Source organism: Paraburkholderia sp. BL9I2N2 (assembly GCF_004339745.1).
Lineage (GTDB): Bacteria > Pseudomonadota > Gammaproteobacteria > Burkholderiales > Burkholderiaceae > Paraburkholderia.
The window spans coordinates 910,677-927,534 of record NZ_SMGP01000002.1 but is presented as its reverse complement, the minus strand read 5'-3'; the positions used below and the strand labels follow the sequence as shown (position 1 = coordinate 927,534).

The window sequence follows — 16,858 nt, the reverse complement described above, 5'->3', positions numbered from 1 at the left end:
AGTCCATAAGTTGAAAAGCGGTGGCCGTTGCGACCGAATATCCGGCGGCCTGACTCAGTGCTAACGACCGGCCGCGGACGGCGCCGGCGTCGCATGGGCGGACAGAAAACGGCATACCTCTTCGTGGAACCTCTGGACGCCGGGGCTCGATTCGATGGCGCGCCAGCATCCGTGCACAAGTCCGGCGCCAATCCAGAGTTGCGCCTCGCCACCGGCCGCGTTGATACGCTCGGCAAACACGCGCGCGTCATCCCTCAACGGATCATGTTCGACGCCGATCGCCAGCGTCGGCGGCAGGCGGTCGTAGCGCGTCGCATCGAGTGGGATCGTCCACGCGGGGTAGGGCGGATGGGTGCCCCAATAGTGATCGCGGAACGCATGAACGTCGGCCAGCTTGAGCATCGGCGCCTGCGCTTCGGTTTCGCGTGCGGGCAATTGCGGTTCGGTGCCGAGCATCGGATAGACGAGAGCGAGGCCGCTCACGCCTTGAATCGCCTCGTCGCGCAACCGCATCGCGGCGCTGGCTGCGAGCGTGGCGCCGGCGCTGTCGCCTGCCAGTTGCAGCGGCGCGCCGGCATGCAGATCGAACGGCAAGCGCCCTGCCAAAGCGGCGAGCGTAACCTCCATGCAATCGTCGTGCGCGGCCGGCGCGGGGTGTTCAGGGGCTAGCCGGTAGTCGACTGCGATCACATCGAGACCGGTGTCCGCGGCAAGGCGCGCGGTCACGATCTGATGGCTGTCCAGCGAGCCGAGCACGAAGCCGCCGCCGTGAAAATACAGCACGGCGCCACGCGACGCCTCCTGATGCCTTGCACGGTTGCGGTACAGCCGCAGCGCGATCGAATGGCCCGCGCCGGTCTGGAATTCGGCGTCCTGCGTCACGACTTCATCCGGCAACGCAGGAGTGAGCGCCGCGGCGTAGCGGTCGTAAATCTTGCGCTGTTCAGCCGGCGTCAACGAAGTCGAATGCCCCGGATAAATCGCGGCGGTTCTTTCGATGAACGCGGCAATCTCTGGCTCAAGCATGTCCGCTCCCACTGGGCTTTGTCCTCGCGGGCAAGCCTATCACGCGGCCGGCGAAGGCGGCGGGCGGCAGTGCGGCATGCGCGTCGGCCAATGCCCGCACATGCGCCGCGACGTCCGGATCGAACGCGGCGGCGCGCGGGCCGCTGGTATCCACGTGCAGCAACATCTGTTCGCCTGCTGCCACCGGTTCGTCGCCATCGCCGGCAAACATCTCGAGGTACAAATGCAGCCGTTTTGCATCGTGCCCGAGCAAGCGCATGTCGACGCGCACCTGCGCGCCTTCCTTGATCTCGTGCAGATAGTTGATATGCGCTTCGAGCGTGTAGATCGAACGCTGGCGTTCTTTGCGCACTGCGTCCGGCAAGCCGATCAGGTCGATCAGGACGTCAGTCGCGAAGCTGAAGATCAGCATGTAGAACGCGTCGCGCAAATGGCCGTTGTAATCGACCCATTCGGCGCGCACCGTGTCGCGATAGCTAGGCAGGGCTGCGGGTTGCGGCATCGGCGATCGTCTCCGTAGTTCGTTTCAAAGGCGGCGGCTGGGGGCGCGGTCATGCGTCGCTGACGCGTGACGCGGGTGGCGCGCCAGCTGCGGTTTCCGCGCCCTTGAATACGCGCGGCCCTTCCGCCGTTTCCGCGCCCTTTGGTCCTTGCGCGCCTTCCGGTCCTTCCGCGCGGTCCCCCTCAGTCAGCCGGCAGCATTCCATGCCGCGCCTTCGCCTCCGCAATCGCCGCCAGCACGCTCGTAATGCAATCGTCGCGGTAACGTTCGAGCTGTTTGATCGACCGCGGCCCGACCTGCTCGGCCGTGCCGTCCACGACCCGGTCGATCAGTTCGTCCGTTAGCTTCGGCGCTACCAGTTTAGTCCAGGGCAGCTCCAGCGCGGGTCCGAATTGCTGCATGAAGTGGCGCATGCCCGCATCGCCGCCCGCCAGCGTGTACGTCAGGAACGTGCCCATGAACGACCAGCGGATGCCCGCGCCGAAGCGGATCGCGTCGTCGATTTCGCCGGTGGTCGCGACGCCCTCGTTGACCAGATGCAATGCCTCGCGCCACAGCGCTTCCAACAGGCGGTCGGCGATAAAGCCCGGCACTTCCTTGCGAACACGCAGCGGCCGCATCGACAGCGCACGATACACCCGCAGCGCGGCGTCGATGGTTTCCGGCGCGGTGCTTTCGCCGCCCAGCACTTCGACGAGCGGCAGCAGATACACCGGATTGAACGGATGCCCGACGATGCAACGCTGCGGATTCACCGCGCGCGCGTAAAAATCGCTCGGTAACAGACCCGACGTCGACGAAGCGATGATCGCATCCGGTTTCGCCGCGCGGCTGATCTGCTCGTGCAAGGCGAGCTTCAACTCCTCGCGCTCAGGCGCGCTTTCCTGAATGAAATCCGCCTGCCCGACGCAGGCCTCGATCGTATCGACGAAGCGCAATCGCCCGGGCGACGCACCCTCGGCAAGCCCCACGCGCAGCAGCGCCGGCCATGCGTTCGCGACGTTCTCGCGCAACTGCTGCTCGGCGCCCGGCGCCGGGTCCCACGCGATGACATCGAGCCCGTGCGCGAGCGCGCGCGCCACCCAGCCGCTGCCGATCACGCCCACGCCGATTGCCGCGAATGTTTTGATATCGACGATCACTGCCATTGCTGACGTTTCCTTTTTGCCTGTGTGTTGTCTGGTTCAGAAAGAAGCGCGTTGCATCGAACGCGCGGCGCGACTCTCGCAATCGACTAAGCGTACTGCCCCGCCGCGCGTCGCTCCAATTGACGCTCGCCACGCGCGGGCAGACCGAGCTTGCGGCGTCCTTCGGCGGGCGTCAGCGCGCGTGCGCCGAGCCGTTCGATGATTTCCACCGCGCGTTGCACCAGCGTGCCGTTCGTTGCGGGTACACCTTTGTCGAGCCAGATGTTGTCTTCGAGGCCGACGCGTACGTGGCCGCCGAGCAGCATCGCCTGGGCGACCATCGGCATCTGCATGCGGCCGATGCCGAAGCCGGCCCACTGCGCACCGGGCGGCAGGTTGTCGGCCATCGCTTTCATGGTCGTGGTATCGGCGGGTGCGCCCCAGGGAATGCCGAGGCAAATCTGAAACAGCGGCGGCGCGTCGAGCAGACCTTCCTTGAGCATTTGTTTGGCGAACCACAAATGGCCGGTATCGAAGATCTCCAGTTCAGGCTTGACGCCGAGTTCCTGGATGCGCCGTGCGCCGGCCCGCAATTGCGCAGGCGTCGATACATAGATGTAGTCGCCGTCGCCGAAATTGAGCGTGCCGCAATCGAGCGTGCAGATTTCCGGCAGCAATTCCTCGACATGCGCAAGGCGCGTGAGACCCCCGACCAGATCCGTGTTCGCGCCGAAGCGCATCGGGTCTTCGCCGGGACCGATCTCCAGATCGCCGCCCATGCCGGCCGTCAGATTGATGATCACGTCCGTGCCCGACGAGCGAATCCGGTCGACCACCTCGCGATACAGGTGCGGATCGCGGCTGCCGCGTCCGGTTTTCGGATCGCGCACATGGCAATGCGCAACGGTGGCGCCGGCCTTCGCGGCTTCGATGGCGGCCTCGGCAATCTGCTTCGGCGTGACGGGAATGGCCGGATGCTTGCCGACGGTATCGCCTGCGCCGGTGACCGCGCAGGTCACGATGACTTCATGATTCATGCGAACTGGTTCCTGTGGATGAAATGCGCAACGCTCGGGATCAAAGACCCAGATAGGCCTTGACCGCGGGCAAGCCTTCCTTGCCGTCGTAGGTCTTCACGCCGGCAAGCCAGGCATCGAGTACTTGCGGGTTTTTCTTCAGATACGCCTTGGCGGCATCGGCGGGCTTTTCCTTGTTCATGACCGATTGCATCACCACGTTTTCGAGCTGCGTCGAAAAGCGCAGATTGCTCACGAGCTTGCCGGCGTTCGGGCAGCGCGTCAGAAAGTCGGGGGACGTCAGCGTATAAACGCGTGCTTCGCCGTCGTTCGGGCCGAATACGCCGTCGCTGCCGGTGAGATATTTCATGTCGATCTGGATGTTCATCGGATGAGGTTCCCAGCCGAGAAAGACCACCCATTTCTTCTCGCGGATCGCGCGATCGACCGACACCAGCATGCCCGCTTCACTCGATTCGATCAGCTTGAAGCCGCCGAGGCCGAACTGATTGTTGGCGATCATCTTCAGGATCGCCGCGTTCGCGCTGCTGCCGGGTTCGATGCCGTAGATCTTGCCGTCGAGCTGATCGCGGTGTTTGGCGATGTCGGCGAAAGTCTTCAGGCCCGCGTCGTATTCATAGCTCGGCACGGCGAACGTGGCCTTGGCGCCGGTGAGGTTAGGTGGCTGCAGCACCTGGATCGATTTCGAATCGACGAACGGCGCGATCGCCTTTTCCTGCACCGGCCACCAGTAGCCGAGCGACACGTCGAGCTGTTTGCTCTTCAGGCCGGCGAACGAGATGGGCACGGAGGCGACCGTCGTCACCGGCTGATAGCCGAGTCCTTCGAACACGGTCGACGCTAGCGCGGTGGTCGAGGTGATATCGGTCCAGCCGATGTCGGCGAAATGCACCGCGCGGCAGGCAGCGGGATCCTGAGCGAACGCCGGTAGCGCGGTAACGGCGGCGGCCGCGACGCATGCAAGATGGGTGAGCAGGGCTTTGATGCGTAACTTCATGGCGTTCCCTCTTCTGACACGGGTGATAGCGTGTTTCGAACCGGGCCGCTTCGCCTGAGCAAACGAAACCAGGCGAAGCGGCCCCCGGACATGCGATAGGGCCTGTGATGCCTGAACTGCACGAATGACGTAACGTTAATGCCCCATATTCCAGCCAAAGCGACCGCCGGCGACTGGTTCTTGCTTCCAAGCGACAATGAGGGAAAACCTGCGTCGCCCGCCTTGCGATGCAACATCGAGTCAAGCGCGAATTTTGGCGTGCCTTGCCGGCCCGGCTGCTGCTTGCTACGCTCGCCGGGAACCCGCCCGCGCCCGCGTTTTTTGTCTCCTGATCGAGTCTGAGCACGATGCCCGAAGATATGTCGTTCCTGTTGCTGCCGGGCTTTTCGGCGATCGGTTTCATGTCGGCGGTGGAGCCGTTGCGCGTGGCGAACCGTTTTCGCGGCGATCTGTACCGCTGGCGCATTCTGAGTCTCGACGGCGCGCCGGTGGCCGCCAGCAACGGCATTTCGATCAACGCGGATGCCGCCATCGGCGACATCGACGCGGCGCGGACGCTCTTCGTCGTCGCGGGCTTCGAGCCGCTCGCCTGCTACACGCGCGCGTTGGGCGATTGTCTGAAGCGCCTCGAGCGCGCGGGTGCGACGCTCGGTGGGATCGACACCGGCAGTTTCGTGCTCGCGGAAGCCGGGCTGCTCGGCGGCGCGGACAGTGTGACCGTGCATTGGGAAGCGCTGTCGGCGTTCCGCGAGCGCTATCCGTCGCTCGATGCGAGCCAGGAGCTGTTCGAAATCGGCGCGCGCCGCATTACGTGTGCGGGCGGCACGGCGTCGATCGACATGATGCTCGACCTGATCGGCCGCGAGCATGGCGCCGCGCTGGCCTCCGCCGTCTCGGAGCAATTCGTGGTGAGCCGTATCCGGCAGCGCTCGGACCATCAGCGCATGGAGATCGCGGCGCGTTACGGCGTGCACAACCGCAAGCTGATTCAGGTGATCGGCGTGATGGAACAGCATATGGAGGAGCCGCTCGCGCCGGACCAGCTCGCGCAGGAAATCGGCGTGACGCGGCGGCAACTGGAGCGGCTGTTCTGTGCTTCGCTGAAGGACACGCCGACGCATTTCTATCTGCAGTTGCGCCTCACGCGTGCGCGCGAGTTGCTGCAACAGACCGACATGTCGATTACGTCGATTTGCGTGGCGTGCGGGTTCGAGTCGCCCTCGCATTTCTCGCGGACGTATCGCGCGCGTTTCGGCGCGAGTCCGAGAAGCGACCGGCAGGCGACAGGCGGCCGAAATGCTGGCGAACTGGCGCCGTCACAGGCCCGAAACCTCGCTGCCGCACCCCAATTAGCGCGATTACCGCAACAGTGAATTAGGTGATTTGGGGTTTACCCTATATACATTGACTCCTAGACTGTATCCATACGCTGCGGACACAGGTTCGCAGCATGGCAAAAAACAATCTCTGGAGGTAGGTATCATGAAATCCCTGATCGAAGCTGTTGTTATCGCCGCTCTCATTTCCGCTCCGCTCGCCGCTTTTGCTCAATCGAATCAGCCGGTTACGCGTGCTCAGGTGCGTGCGGAACTGATCCAGCTGGAAAAGGCGGGCTACAACCCGGGCACCGCAAACGACGAAGATTATCCGGCGAACATTCAGGCTGCTGAAGCACGTGTCGCCGCACAAAAGAGCGCTGCTCAGACGAGCGGTTACGGTTCGGCCACCAATGGTTCGTCGCAGGCAGGCGGCCGTTCGGACACGACGAACAGTTCGTACTCGGCTCCGGTTGTGAATTACGGTCGTTAATCGATCGCGTAGTGTGTAGTTGCTGTAGCAGGGCGCTGGATTGATTGGTATGCCAACCGTGATATTTCCAGCGCCTATGAAACGGCCTGACACGTGGACCGTCCGATCTTATGGTCATACGCGTGATTACTGGCCTCGATGGAGTCGATGGAACATTCGGCCCATCGCTTCAACTCGGTGACGATCGGCAGCACGGTGCGAGCGAGCGGACTTAAGCGATACTCGATACGCACCGGATGCTGGTCGTCGACGTATCGCTCGACAAGCCCATCTCTTTCCATCGATCTCAGCGTCTGAGAAAGCATTTTGTCGGAGACACCGTCTAATCGACGTCTGATCTCGGCAAAGCGCAGAGGCTTCTCACGCAATGCGATCATCGCCAATACGGTCCACTTTTGACCGAGGCGTGCGAGAGCGAGTCGGGACGGACAAGCTCCCGAAAATGCATCTGGCGGCGATCCGCTATCTCGCGACACGACTTGCGTTACGCAGTAGTCCCCAGATATTGCGGTGCTTGTAGATACCACCCGCATGTCTCTTGCGCCGTCACTCATCCTTGTTCCCGGCACCTGGTCGCACAAAGGGCGCATCGTGAATAACATCGCCCTGATAAAACGCCGGGAAGCGGTCGAGTTGGCGCTGCGCATCCTCTGGATCGATGCCGTCTTTGAGTACCGCACTTGAGAAGCCGGTTCGCTCCATCTGAATCAACTGATCGACGAGCACGTCGCCTGTTGCTCGCAGATCGCCTTTGAAACCCAGGCGGCGGCGCAGGAGATACGCCTGGCTGTATGCCCGGCCGTCGGTGAAACTAGGGAAGTGCAACTCCACGCGCGCAGCAGTCGCGATTGCGTCTTTTTGCTCGATCGGGTCATCGTCGTTTGCCAGGGAGACAACCTGCCGGGACGGGTCCGATGCATGCTCGGGCAACGTGAGCAGCCTGATACGTGTCATGCCGTTCATGCCGTTTTCTCCATGAGCGTGCGCACGCGATCCGCGGCTGTCCTGAACGGTTCGATGCCTGCCCGTCGAACCGTTTCGATGAACGACTCGCGCCTCTCGCCAACCGTCGCTCGCATGTCGAGGTAAGCGGACAGCAGCGCGTCGATGACCTCGGGCACCTCGACGGCGGAAAACGACGGGCCGATGACCTTGCCCGCTTGCGCGCGGCCACTGGCGCTCGAACCGTCCGAGCCGCCCAACGTCACCTGGTACCACTCCTTGCCATCCTTGTCGACACCGAGGATGCCGATATGCCCGCTATGGTGATGGCCGCACGAATTGATGCAGCCGCTGATATGCAGATCGATTTCACCGATATCGTTGAGTTCGTCCAGATCCTGATAGCGCTCGGTAATGGCCTCAGCAACCGGAATGGAGCGGGCATTGGCGAGCGCACAGAAATCGCCACCCGGGCAAGCGATCATGTCCGTCAGCAAATTCACGTTGGCGCTCGCGAGTCCTGCCTCGCGCGCGGCTTCCCAAAGCGGCAGAAGGTCGTTGACATGCACCCACGGCAGCACGACATTCTGCGTGTGCGTGACACGCGCTTCGCCCGCCGAGAACCGCTCGGCCAGGTCGGCTACGCGGTCGAGCTGTTGCGCCGATGCGTCGCCGGGCGCTTGCAGAAGGCGTTTGAACGACAGTGTGACAATCCGCAAGCGCTGGTTCCTGTGCGGCGCGACATTGCGCTCGAGCCAGCGTTCGAATTGCGGCGTCTCGAGAGCCACGTCGTTTGACGTTGCAATCGCTTCGAGGTCGACCGGCGCATCCACGGAAGGCAGTTGGGGTAGAGCGAAGCACGCGCTGACGCGCTCGAGTTCGGCCAGCGGAATAGTGTGAGGGCCGCCGTCGAGCTCGACGATCTGGCGGAACTCTTCCTCGACGCCGTCGATGTAACGTTGGCCTTCTGCTTTCACCAGGATCTTGATGCGCGCCTTGTACTTATTGTCGCGGCGGCCGTACTGGTTGTAGACGCGCACCACCGCCTCGATGTAATTCATGATGTGCTGCCACGGCAAAAACTCACGCAGCACGGTGCCGATAACAGGAGTGCGGCCCATCCCGCCGCCCACCGTGACGCGAAATCCCAGTTCGCCCGCCTCGTTGCGCAGCAGACGAAGGCCGACGTCATGCCAGTCCGTCGCGGCGCGGTCTTCGCTCGCACCGGTGACCGCGATCTTGAACTTGCGTGGCAGGAAGGCGAACTCGGGATGCAGGGTCGTCCACTGCCGCATGATTTCGGCGAACGGACGCGGGTCGGCAATTTCGTCAGGCGCGACACCCGCGCGTTCGTCGCAGGAAATGTTGCGAATGCAGTTGCCGCTCGTCTGAATGCCATGCATGTCGACGCTGGCGAGCAAGTCCATCACGTCCGCGGCCTTCGAGAGCGGAATCCAGTTGAACTGCACGTTGGTGCGCGTCGTGAAATGCGCATAGTTCGTGGGCAAGCGGACGGTGCCGAGCTTACGCTGCGCTTCGCTGGCGAGCCGGTAGACCTCGGCCTCCGGTTCATCGTATTCGCGCGCAATCCGGGCGAGCATGCGCAACTGCCTGCTCGACAACTCTCCGTATGGGATCGCCACGCGCAGCATCGGCGCATGCCGTTGCACATACCAGCCGTTCTGAAGACGCAGCGGACGAAAGTCGTCCTCACTCAGCTTGCCGGACTGCCAGCGTTCGATCTGGTCGCGAAACTGCGCAGCGCGGCTGCGCACGAATGATTTGTCAAACTCGGTGTATTGGTACATGGTCCGGTGCGACTACCGCCCTGGATGGCGCAGTCTGGCTGAGCGTCGGTTTCGTGGAAGGAGCCGTGGTCGCATCGGCGGCACCTGCTGTGCCGCGCTTGCCCCGAGGGCTTCTGGCGAACGATAGAGGCAATGGTGGACGCTGAAAAGCAGCAGATGCCGCTGAAAACACGCTAGCAGATGGTGAGTGAACCGGCGGCCCGGCGGACGGTCGGTCGCGCAAGACTGCTGCGCTGGAATTGATCGCAACTGCTACTGTTATGCGTGACCTGACGGGCTCAGACTATCGCGTGAGATACAACAACCCTGCCTTGAAGGTGATGCCATGAACCTCTTGAAGATGACGCGAATCGTGCTGTGGAGTTTTTTCGGCATCCGCCGTGGCGCTTCGCATCAGGCCGATATGGCGGGCGTCAAGCTGCCCCTGTTGCCGCTAGTCGCGGTAGTCCTCGCCGCCGGATTCGGCGCGACGCTGTTTGCACTCGCGAGACTTGCGGTCAACGTGGCGCATTGAGGCTTGCGGTGCATTCGCGGGAAGAGCGTGGTGAACGTGGTTCATCGGCTCGCCTGATCGAGCAGCGAACCCAGCGTTAGGACAGCGTTTTCCGTGCTGTCGCTCCACGGATGACCGAAGTTCAACCGGATATGGTTCCGGAATTCGTGCCGCGCGGAGAAAATCGGACCGGGCGCAATGCTGATGCCGTTCTCTATCGCAAGACGGTGCAACTGCATCGCGTCGACATGCGACGGCAGCCGGAGCCACAGAAAATAGCCGCCGGACGGCAGCGTCCAATGCGAATCGGCCGGCATGCAGCGGCGCAGCGCGGCGTCCATCGAGGCGAGCTGATTGCGGAACGCGCCGCGCAGTTTCCGCAGATGCTTGTCGTACCCGCCGTGCTGAAGATAGTCCGCTATGGCTGCCTGGGCGGGAATGCTCGCCGACAACGTGGTCATCAACTTCAGGCGCTGCACCTTCTCGGCAAAACGTCCCGCCGCGACCCAGCCAATGCGGTATCCCGGTGCGAGCGTCTTTGAAAATGAACTGCAGTGCATCACCAGGCCTTTTGTGTCGAAGGCGATGGCGGGCAGCGGGTAGGTCGCCGCATAATGCAGTTCGCCGTACACGTCGTCTTCGATGAGTGGCACGTCATGCCGGGCGAGCAGTTCGACCAGCGCTTTCTTCTTGTCCTGCGGCATCGCCGCGCCGGTCGGATTCTGATAGTTGGTCATGAACCAGCATGCGCGGATAGGGTGCTTGTCGAGCGCATCCGAGAGCGCTTGCAAATCGATGCCCGAAACGGGATCGACTGGAATCTCCACGGCTCGCAGATCGAGCCGCTCGATGGCCTGCAGTGCCGCGTAAAAACCGGGCGATTCGATCGCGACCACGTCGCCGGGACGCGTCACGGCCATCAAACACAGGTTCAGGGCTTCCAGCGCGCCATTGGTGACGACAAGCTGCTCCATCGGTTGAGCGACGCCCATGCCCATGTAACGCAGCGATATCTGGCGACGCAATGGTTCGTTGCCCGGCGGAAGATCGACGACGGTGCTCCACGGACTGATCAGACGGCTCGAATGCCCGAGCGATCTGGCAAGACGCTGAAGGGGAAACAACTGCGGCGACGGAAAGGCCGAACCGAACGGAACCACGTTGGGATGCTTCGCGGCTTCGAGCACCGAGAAGACAAGATCGCTGATCTCGACCTTGGCGGATTCCAGCGCGACCTGAGGGCGGGGCGCCGGTTGCTGCTTGAGCGCGGCACCCGGCGCCACATAGTAGCCAGAGCGTTCACGTGCTCGAATCAAACCCCACTCTTCGAGAAGGTAGTAGGCGCGAAACACGGTGGACTGGCTGACGCCGTGCTGTGCGGTGAGGTGCCGCAAAGATGGCATGCGGGTGCCGACCGGACGGCTGCCCGAGCGAATTTCATCGGCCATGGTGTTGGCCAGCATTTCGAAGCGTTTCATTTAACGGTCGTTATTCGGCTGCGTGCGCTGCGGTCAACTGCCGCAATTGTGCCAGCAGTTTAACGACAGGACGCGGCAGAATAGGAATCCGTCGTGGTTCCCGGCGGAAGTGCAAGCGTTGTCACCACGCAGCGCGTCTGTTTCCGCCGAGCCAACGAAAAAACGGCCACGCCGGACATGCCGACGTGGCCGTTTCTTACTTCAAGCTTTGCGTTCAGATTCCGCCGACGCACATGTACTTGATGACCACGTAATCGTCGATGCCGTAATGCGAGCCTTCGCGGCCCAGGCCCGATTGCTTGACGCCGCCGAACGGCGCGACTTCGTTGGAGATGAGGCCCGTGTTGATGCCGACCATGCCGTACTCGAGCGCTTCGGCAACACGCCAGACGCGGCCGATATCGCGGCTATAGAAGTACGACGCGAGGCCGAACTCGGTGTCGTTGGCAAGACGGATCACTTCCTCATCCGACGAGAAGCGGAACAGCGGCGCGAGCGGCCCGAAGGTTTCATCGCGCGCCACCTTCATGGCCGGCGTGACATCGGCGAGCACGGTCGGTTCGAAGAAGCCGTGGCCGAGCGCATGACGCTTGCCGCCGGTGACGATGCGCGCGCCTTTGGCGAGCGCGTCTTCGATATGCGATTCGACCTTGAGCACGGCCGCTTCGTTGATCAGCGGACCTTGCGTGACGCCGTCTTCGGTGCCGCGGCCAACTTTGAGCTGTTCGACGGCGACGCGCAGTTTCTCGGCGAACGCGTCGTAGACCTTGTCGTGCACATAGAAGCGGTTCGTGCACACGCAGGTCTGGCCGCTATTGCGATACTTCGAAGCAATCGCGCCGGCCACCGCGGCGTCCAGATCCGCGTCGTCGAATACGATGAACGGCGCATTACCGCCGAGTTCGAGCGACACCTTCTTGACCGTCGGCGCGCACTGCGCCATGAGCAAACGGCCGACCGGCGTCGAGCCGGTGAACGACAGCTTGCGCACGATCGGATTGCCCGTCATTTCCGCGCCGATGGCTTTCGGCTCGCCGGTCACGACGTTGAACACTCCGCGCGGCACACCGGCGCGTTCGGCCAGCACAGCCAGTGCGAGCGCCGAGAGCGGCGTGGCTTCAGCCGGTTTGACGATGATCGGGCAGCCCGCCGCGAGCGCCGGACCGACTTTGCGGGTGATCATCGCGGCAGGGAAGTTCCACGGCGTGATGGCCGCGCAAACGCCGATCGGCTCTTTCGTCACGACGATGCGTTTGTCGTTGGCCGGCGTCGGAATGGTGTCGCCGTTTACACGCTTGCCTTCTTCCGCGAACCATTCGAGGAACGATGCCGCGTACTGGATTTCGCCCTTGGCTTCGGCGACCGGCTTGCCCTGCTCCGTGGTGAGGATCTTCGCCAGATCGTCGGCGTTCTCCATCATCAGGTCATGCCATTTGCGCAGGATCACGGCGCGCTGCTTCGCGGTCGTAGCACGCCAGGCTGGCCAGGCCGCATTGGCCGTGTCGATGGCGCGGCGGGTTTCCGCCGTGCCCATGCGCGGCACCGTCGCGATCGTTTCGCCCGTGGCGGGGTTCTTCACTTCGAAGGTGGTGCCGTCGTCGGCGCCTTGCCATTCGCCCGCGATGTACGCGTGGGTCTTCAGAAGCGACGGGTCTTTCAAGCTCAACGTGGTCATGTATGTATCCTTAGGCCGCAACGGTGACGCTGTCCTTGATCACGTCTTCGAGAATCGCCATGGCTTCGTCGAAGACCGCGTCCTGAATCGTGAGCGGGAACAGGAAACGCACCACGTTCGAATAGACGCCGCACACCAGCAGCAGCAAGCCGCGTTCGAGCGCGCGCGTCTGCACGCGCTTGGTGAACTCCGCATCCGGCTCCGTGCCGCCTGCCTTGCAGAACTCGACCGCGACCATGCCGCCGGGGCCGCGCACGTCGGCGATTTGCGGCACGTCGCTTTGCAGCGCGATCAGCTTGGCCTTGACGCGGTCACCCAGCACCGTGGCGCGCTCGCAGAGCTTCTCTTCGTCGATGATATCGAGCACCGCATGCGCGGCGGCAACCGCCAAAGGATTCCCCGCATACGTGCCGCCGAGTCCGCCGGGCGCCGCGGCGTCCATCACTTCCGCACGGCCGATCACGCCCGACAGCGGCATGCCGCCGGCGAGGCTCTTGGCGACCGTCATCAGATCGGGCACCACGTCGTAGTGATGCATGGCGAACAGCTTGCCGGTACGCGCAAAACCCGTCTGGACTTCGTCGGCGATCAGCAGAATGCCGTGCTCGTTGCACAGCTTGCGCAAGGCGCGCACGAATTCGGCCGGCGCCGGATAGAAGCCGCCTTCGCCCTGAACCGGTTCGAAGATGATCGCGGCCACGCGCTTCGGATCGATATCGGCCTTGAAGAGGAATTCGATGGCCTGCAGCGAGTCGGCCGTGGTCACGCCGTGCAGCGGATTCGGGAACGGCGCGTGGAACACGTCCGACGGGAAGGGGCCAAAGCCGATCTTGTACGGCGCAACCTTGCCGGTGAGCGCCATGCCCATCAGCGTGCGGCCGTGGAAGCCGCCGGTAAAGGCGATCACGCCCGGGCGGCCGGTCGCGGCGCGGGCGATCTTGATCGCGTTTTCGACGGCTTCGGCGCCGGTCGTGAAGAACGCGGTTTTCTTGGGATGGTCGCCCGGCGCGCGCTCGTTGAGCTTCTCAGCCAGTTCGACATACGACGCGTACGGCACGATCTGATACGCCGTGTGGGTGAAGTGATCGAGCTGGTCGCGGATGGCGGCGAGGATCTTCGGATGGCGGTGGCCCGTATTGCACACGGCGATACCGGCGGCGAAGTCGATGAAACGGCGGCCTTCGACGTCCCACAGCTCGGCGTTTTCAGCGCGCTCGGCGTAGAAATCGCACATCACCCCGACACCGCGCGGCGTGGCGGCGTCTTTGCGGCTTTTCAGTTCTGCGTTCTTCATGGTCATCTCCTTCGCTCCTCGGTTTTTGCGGACGCCGCGCGCTCAGCGCAGCACATGCAGCGACTATAATGAGATTTGGCTCTTAACTTCAGAGCCATTTCAATAAAAATGTAGGAGCCAATCATGCGCGCGAGCGTTTTGTCCGACTGGCTGGCCCAGCGCCTCGATCGCGGCAACGGGCAGCCGATCTATCGCCAACTGCACCGGCTGTTGCAGCAGGCGATCCTGTCGCGCGAATTGCCGCCGGGCAGCAAGGTGCCGTCGTCGCGTTTGCTGGCGCAGGAGTTAGGCATTGGGCGCAATACGGTTACGCAGGTGTATGAGCAACTCGTGCTGGAAGGCTACGTGAGTTCGGCGACCGGGCGCGGCACGTTCGTCGCCGACAGTGCGCCGGACGAGATTGTCGGCGTGCCCGATGCCGAAGCGCCCGCCGCGCGGCCCGAGCCGGCGCCGCTGCAGGCGCGGCGCGCGCTTTCCACGCGCGGCGCGCGGCTGATCGCGGGTGCGGGCGTGTCCAAGCGGCAGTGGGGCGCGTTCATGCCCGGCGTGCCGGACGTCACGAAGTTTCCGGCGCGCGTCTGGAGCCGCCTGCACAACAAATATTGGCGCCGGCTGCGCCCGGACCTGCTGACGTATGCGCCGGGCGGCGGCCTGGCCTCGCTGCGGCACGCGCTGGCCGACTATCTGCGCACCTCGCGCTCGGTGCGCTGCACGCCGGAGCAGATCATCATCACGACCGGGATTCACCAGTCGGTCGACCTTGCCGTGCGCCTGCTGTCCGATCCGGGCGACGTGATCTGGACCGAAGACCCCTGTTATTGGGGCGTGCGCAGCGTGCTGCACGTGTCCGGCCTGGAATCGCGGCCAATCGCCGTCGACGAGGAGGGCATCAATCCATCCGCCGACGACCTCGCGCAGCCGCCGAAGCTGATGCTCGTCACGCCTTCGCACCAATATCCGCTCGGCATGGTGATGAGTCTCGCGCGGCGCCGCATGTTGCTCGAATACGCGCGGCAGAACCAGTGCTGGATCATCGAGGACGACTACGACAGCGAATACCGCTACGGCAGCCGGCCGCTGGCATCGCTGCAAGGTCTGGATACGTCGGGGCAGGTGATTTACGTGGGCAGCTTCGGCAAGACGCTGTTTCCGGGTTTGCGCATCGGCTACCTCGTCGTGCCGGAAGCGCTGGCGGAGAGCTTTGCCACCGCGAGCGCCGAGCTATATCGCGAGGGGCAGTTGCTGCAGCAGGCGATGCTCGCGGAGTTCATCGCCGAAGGGCATTTCACGTCGCATATCCGCAAGATGCGCACGCTCTACGGACAGCGCCGCCAGACGCTGCTCGACGCCGCGGCACATCGTTACGGCGACGCGTTGCCGGCGGTGGGCGGCGACGCCGGTTTGCATCTCGTGATGCAGTTGCCCGATGGCACCGATGACCGGCGGGTGGCGACCGCCGCGCTGGAGCGCAATATCGTCGTGCGGCCGTTGTCGGGGTATTACGCGCAACCGGGCCTGGCGCCCTCCGGTTTGCTGATCGGCTACGCGTGCGTGCCGGATGAGGAGATCGCGCCGGCTTTCAACACGCTCGCCGATGCGATCGATGCGACGTTGCCGGAGTTCGCGTGAGGGGCCTGACTCAAACCCGTATCAAAACCGCCCCCAGCGTCACCAGCGCGCACGCAACGATCCGCCGTCTGGTCAGCTTCTCCCCCATGAACAGCCAGCCGATCACCACCGCGAAGATCGAGCTCATTTCGCGCAGCGCGGAGACCATCGCAATCGGCAGATAGCGGTAGGCCTCGATGATCAGGCAGTAGGCGCTCAACGCGAGCACGCCCGCCGCCATGCCCTTGAGCACCACCGCGCGGCCGATGAACAGCCCTTTGGCGCCGCCGCGCCAACGCCAGGCGAGCAGAAACTGCGGGATGTTCCAGATCAGATAGACCCACATGACGTAGCTCAGGCCATTGCCCGCCAGGCGCGCGCCGATTCCGTCGACAACCGAATATGCCGAGATGAAGAAGCCGGTGAGAAGTGCGAAAGGCACGCTCTCGCCCGAAAAGCGCATGCCGCGCCGAAACGCCAGCGAGACGATGCCGATCGACACCAGCGCCACACCGATCGCCGCGAGCGGTTTGAGCGCTTCGTGCGCGAACACCAATGCGCCGGCGAACACGAGCATCGGCGAAAGGCCGCGCGCAATCGGATAGATCTGCCCGAAGTCGCCGCTCTTGTAGGCGCGGATCAGCGCCAGCAGATAACCGAATTCCAGCAGCACCGATGCAACGATGTACGGCCACGCCGCCGGCGCCGGCATGGGCAGCACGACCACGCCGACCGCGCTCACGACGAGATACGGAATCGCCATCATGCCGAGCAGCCAGACGCGATCTTCGGAAAGATGGAGAAACGCGTTCCACGTAGCGTGAAGCAGCGCGGAGAGCAGCACCAGCAAAACGACAAAGGTGTCCATCGAAGACCAGGGGAGAGGAGAAGCGAAGGCCCAGGTCCGGGCCATGAGCCCGTGATTATTCCAGCAGAACGCCGGAATAGAGGAGTGGACGACTCGAATGAAGGGGTTTTATTTGGAAAATTGAGGCGATTTGTGGCGTCAAAAAGACGCTGAAGGCGGGCGAACACCGGCGAATGCGAATCGAACCGCCAGCG

General features: G+C 63.4%; 16 protein-coding genes. 4 read left to right on the top strand and 12 right to left on the bottom strand.

All coding sequences use genetic code 11. The features are described from left to right. Nucleotides 1-60: 60 nt before the first annotated feature. The 5 genes from B0G74_RS26095 to B0G74_RS26075 form a co-directional block, all read right to left on the bottom strand. Complete coding sequence (locus B0G74_RS26095; RefSeq protein WP_132377733.1) at nt 61-1,026, bottom strand: alpha/beta hydrolase; 966 nt, start codon at nt 1,024-1,026, stop codon at nt 61-63. Further along, nucleotides 1,019-1,528 carry a thioesterase family protein gene (locus B0G74_RS26090; protein WP_132377731.1) on the bottom strand — a complete coding sequence of 170 codons (510 nt, stop codon included), beginning with the start codon at nt 1,526-1,528 and terminating at the stop codon, nt 1,019-1,021. Before B0G74_RS26090 ends, B0G74_RS26095 begins: the two co-directional genes overlap by 8 nt. Nucleotides 1,529-1,710: 182 nt before the next feature. After that, the gene (locus B0G74_RS26085; RefSeq protein WP_132377729.1) at nt 1,711-2,676 is read right to left on the bottom strand and encodes an L-carnitine dehydrogenase; all 966 of its coding nucleotides are present in this window, start codon (nt 2,674-2,676) and stop codon (nt 1,711-1,713) included. Nucleotides 2,677-2,762: 86 nt separating this feature from the next. Then, complete coding sequence (locus B0G74_RS26080) at nt 2,763-3,692, bottom strand: 3-keto-5-aminohexanoate cleavage protein (RefSeq protein WP_132377727.1); 930 nt, start codon at nt 3,690-3,692, stop codon at nt 2,763-2,765. Between the two features lie 40 nt (nt 3,693-3,732). Beyond that, nucleotides 3,733-4,689 carry a choline ABC transporter substrate-binding protein gene (locus tag B0G74_RS26075; RefSeq protein ID WP_132377726.1) on the bottom strand — a complete coding sequence of 319 codons (957 nt, stop codon included), beginning with the start codon at nt 4,687-4,689 and terminating at the stop codon, nt 3,733-3,735. A gap of 347 nt (nt 4,690-5,036) precedes the next feature. Here B0G74_RS26075 and B0G74_RS26070 point away from each other — a divergent pair, with 347 nt between their 5' ends. Together B0G74_RS26070 and B0G74_RS26065 are read left to right on the top strand one after the other, a co-directional pair. Then, nucleotides 5,037-6,062 carry a GlxA family transcriptional regulator gene (locus tag B0G74_RS26070; protein WP_132377725.1) on the top strand — a complete coding sequence of 342 codons (1,026 nt, stop codon included), beginning with the start codon at nt 5,037-5,039 and terminating at the stop codon, nt 6,060-6,062. Nucleotides 6,063-6,171: 109 nt separating this feature from the next. Further along, nucleotides 6,172-6,498, top strand: coding sequence for a DUF4148 domain-containing protein (locus tag B0G74_RS26065; RefSeq protein ID WP_132377724.1), 327 nt, complete (start codon nt 6,172-6,174; stop codon nt 6,496-6,498). Between the two features lie 74 nt (nt 6,499-6,572). Here the strand turns inward: B0G74_RS26065 and B0G74_RS26060 are convergent, their stop codons facing one another. From B0G74_RS26060 to B0G74_RS26050, 3 genes are read right to left on the bottom strand one after another with little or no spacing between them, the layout of a single operon-like run. Then, nucleotides 6,573-7,031 (bottom strand): helix-turn-helix domain-containing protein, encoded by a 459-nt coding sequence (locus B0G74_RS26060; protein WP_279388627.1) that lies wholly within the window; start codon nt 7,029-7,031, stop codon nt 6,573-6,575. 13 nt (nt 7,032-7,044) lie between these two features. Continuing rightward, nucleotides 7,045-7,461: a DUF934 domain-containing protein gene (locus B0G74_RS26055; protein ID WP_132377723.1), complete on the bottom strand. Its 417-nt coding sequence runs from the start codon at nt 7,459-7,461 to the stop codon at nt 7,045-7,047. Next, complete coding sequence (locus tag B0G74_RS26050; protein WP_132377722.1) at nt 7,458-9,248, bottom strand: nitrite/sulfite reductase; 1,791 nt, start codon at nt 9,246-9,248, stop codon at nt 7,458-7,460. The genes B0G74_RS26055 and B0G74_RS26050 overlap by 4 nt, the downstream gene beginning before the upstream one ends. 325 nt (nt 9,249-9,573) lie before the next feature. Between B0G74_RS26050 and B0G74_RS26045 the strand changes: the two genes are divergently transcribed. Continuing rightward, nucleotides 9,574-9,762: a DUF2970 domain-containing protein gene (locus B0G74_RS26045; protein WP_106300927.1), complete on the top strand. Its 189-nt coding sequence runs from the start codon at nt 9,574-9,576 to the stop codon at nt 9,760-9,762. 41 nt (nt 9,763-9,803) lie between these two features. Here the strand turns inward: B0G74_RS26045 and B0G74_RS26040 are convergent, their stop codons facing one another. From B0G74_RS26040 to B0G74_RS26030, 3 genes are all read right to left on the bottom strand, one after another. After that, nucleotides 9,804-11,219: a PLP-dependent aminotransferase family protein gene (locus B0G74_RS26040; RefSeq protein ID WP_132377721.1), complete on the bottom strand. Its 1,416-nt coding sequence runs from the start codon at nt 11,217-11,219 to the stop codon at nt 9,804-9,806. Nucleotides 11,220-11,433: 214 nt separating this feature from the next. Next, nucleotides 11,434-12,894, bottom strand: coding sequence for an NADP-dependent succinate-semialdehyde dehydrogenase (gene gabD, locus B0G74_RS26035; RefSeq protein WP_132377720.1), 1,461 nt, complete (start codon nt 12,892-12,894; stop codon nt 11,434-11,436). 10 nt (nt 12,895-12,904) lie between these two features. Next, nucleotides 12,905-14,188: a 4-aminobutyrate--2-oxoglutarate transaminase gene (locus B0G74_RS26030; protein WP_132377719.1), complete on the bottom strand. Its 1,284-nt coding sequence runs from the start codon at nt 14,186-14,188 to the stop codon at nt 12,905-12,907. Between the two features lie 123 nt (nt 14,189-14,311). On the opposite strand from B0G74_RS26030, the gene B0G74_RS26025 reads away from it, so the two are divergent. Next, on the top strand, nt 14,312-15,817 hold the full coding sequence (locus B0G74_RS26025; protein ID WP_132377718.1) for a PLP-dependent aminotransferase family protein: 1,506 nt from the start codon (nt 14,312-14,314) through the stop codon (nt 15,815-15,817). A 10-nt stretch (nt 15,818-15,827) separates the two neighbouring features. On the opposite strand, the gene B0G74_RS26020 is transcribed toward B0G74_RS26025, so the two are convergent. Further along, complete coding sequence (locus B0G74_RS26020; RefSeq protein WP_132377717.1) at nt 15,828-16,664, bottom strand: DMT family transporter; 837 nt, start codon at nt 16,662-16,664, stop codon at nt 15,828-15,830. Nucleotides 16,665-16,858: the final 194 nt, after the last annotated feature.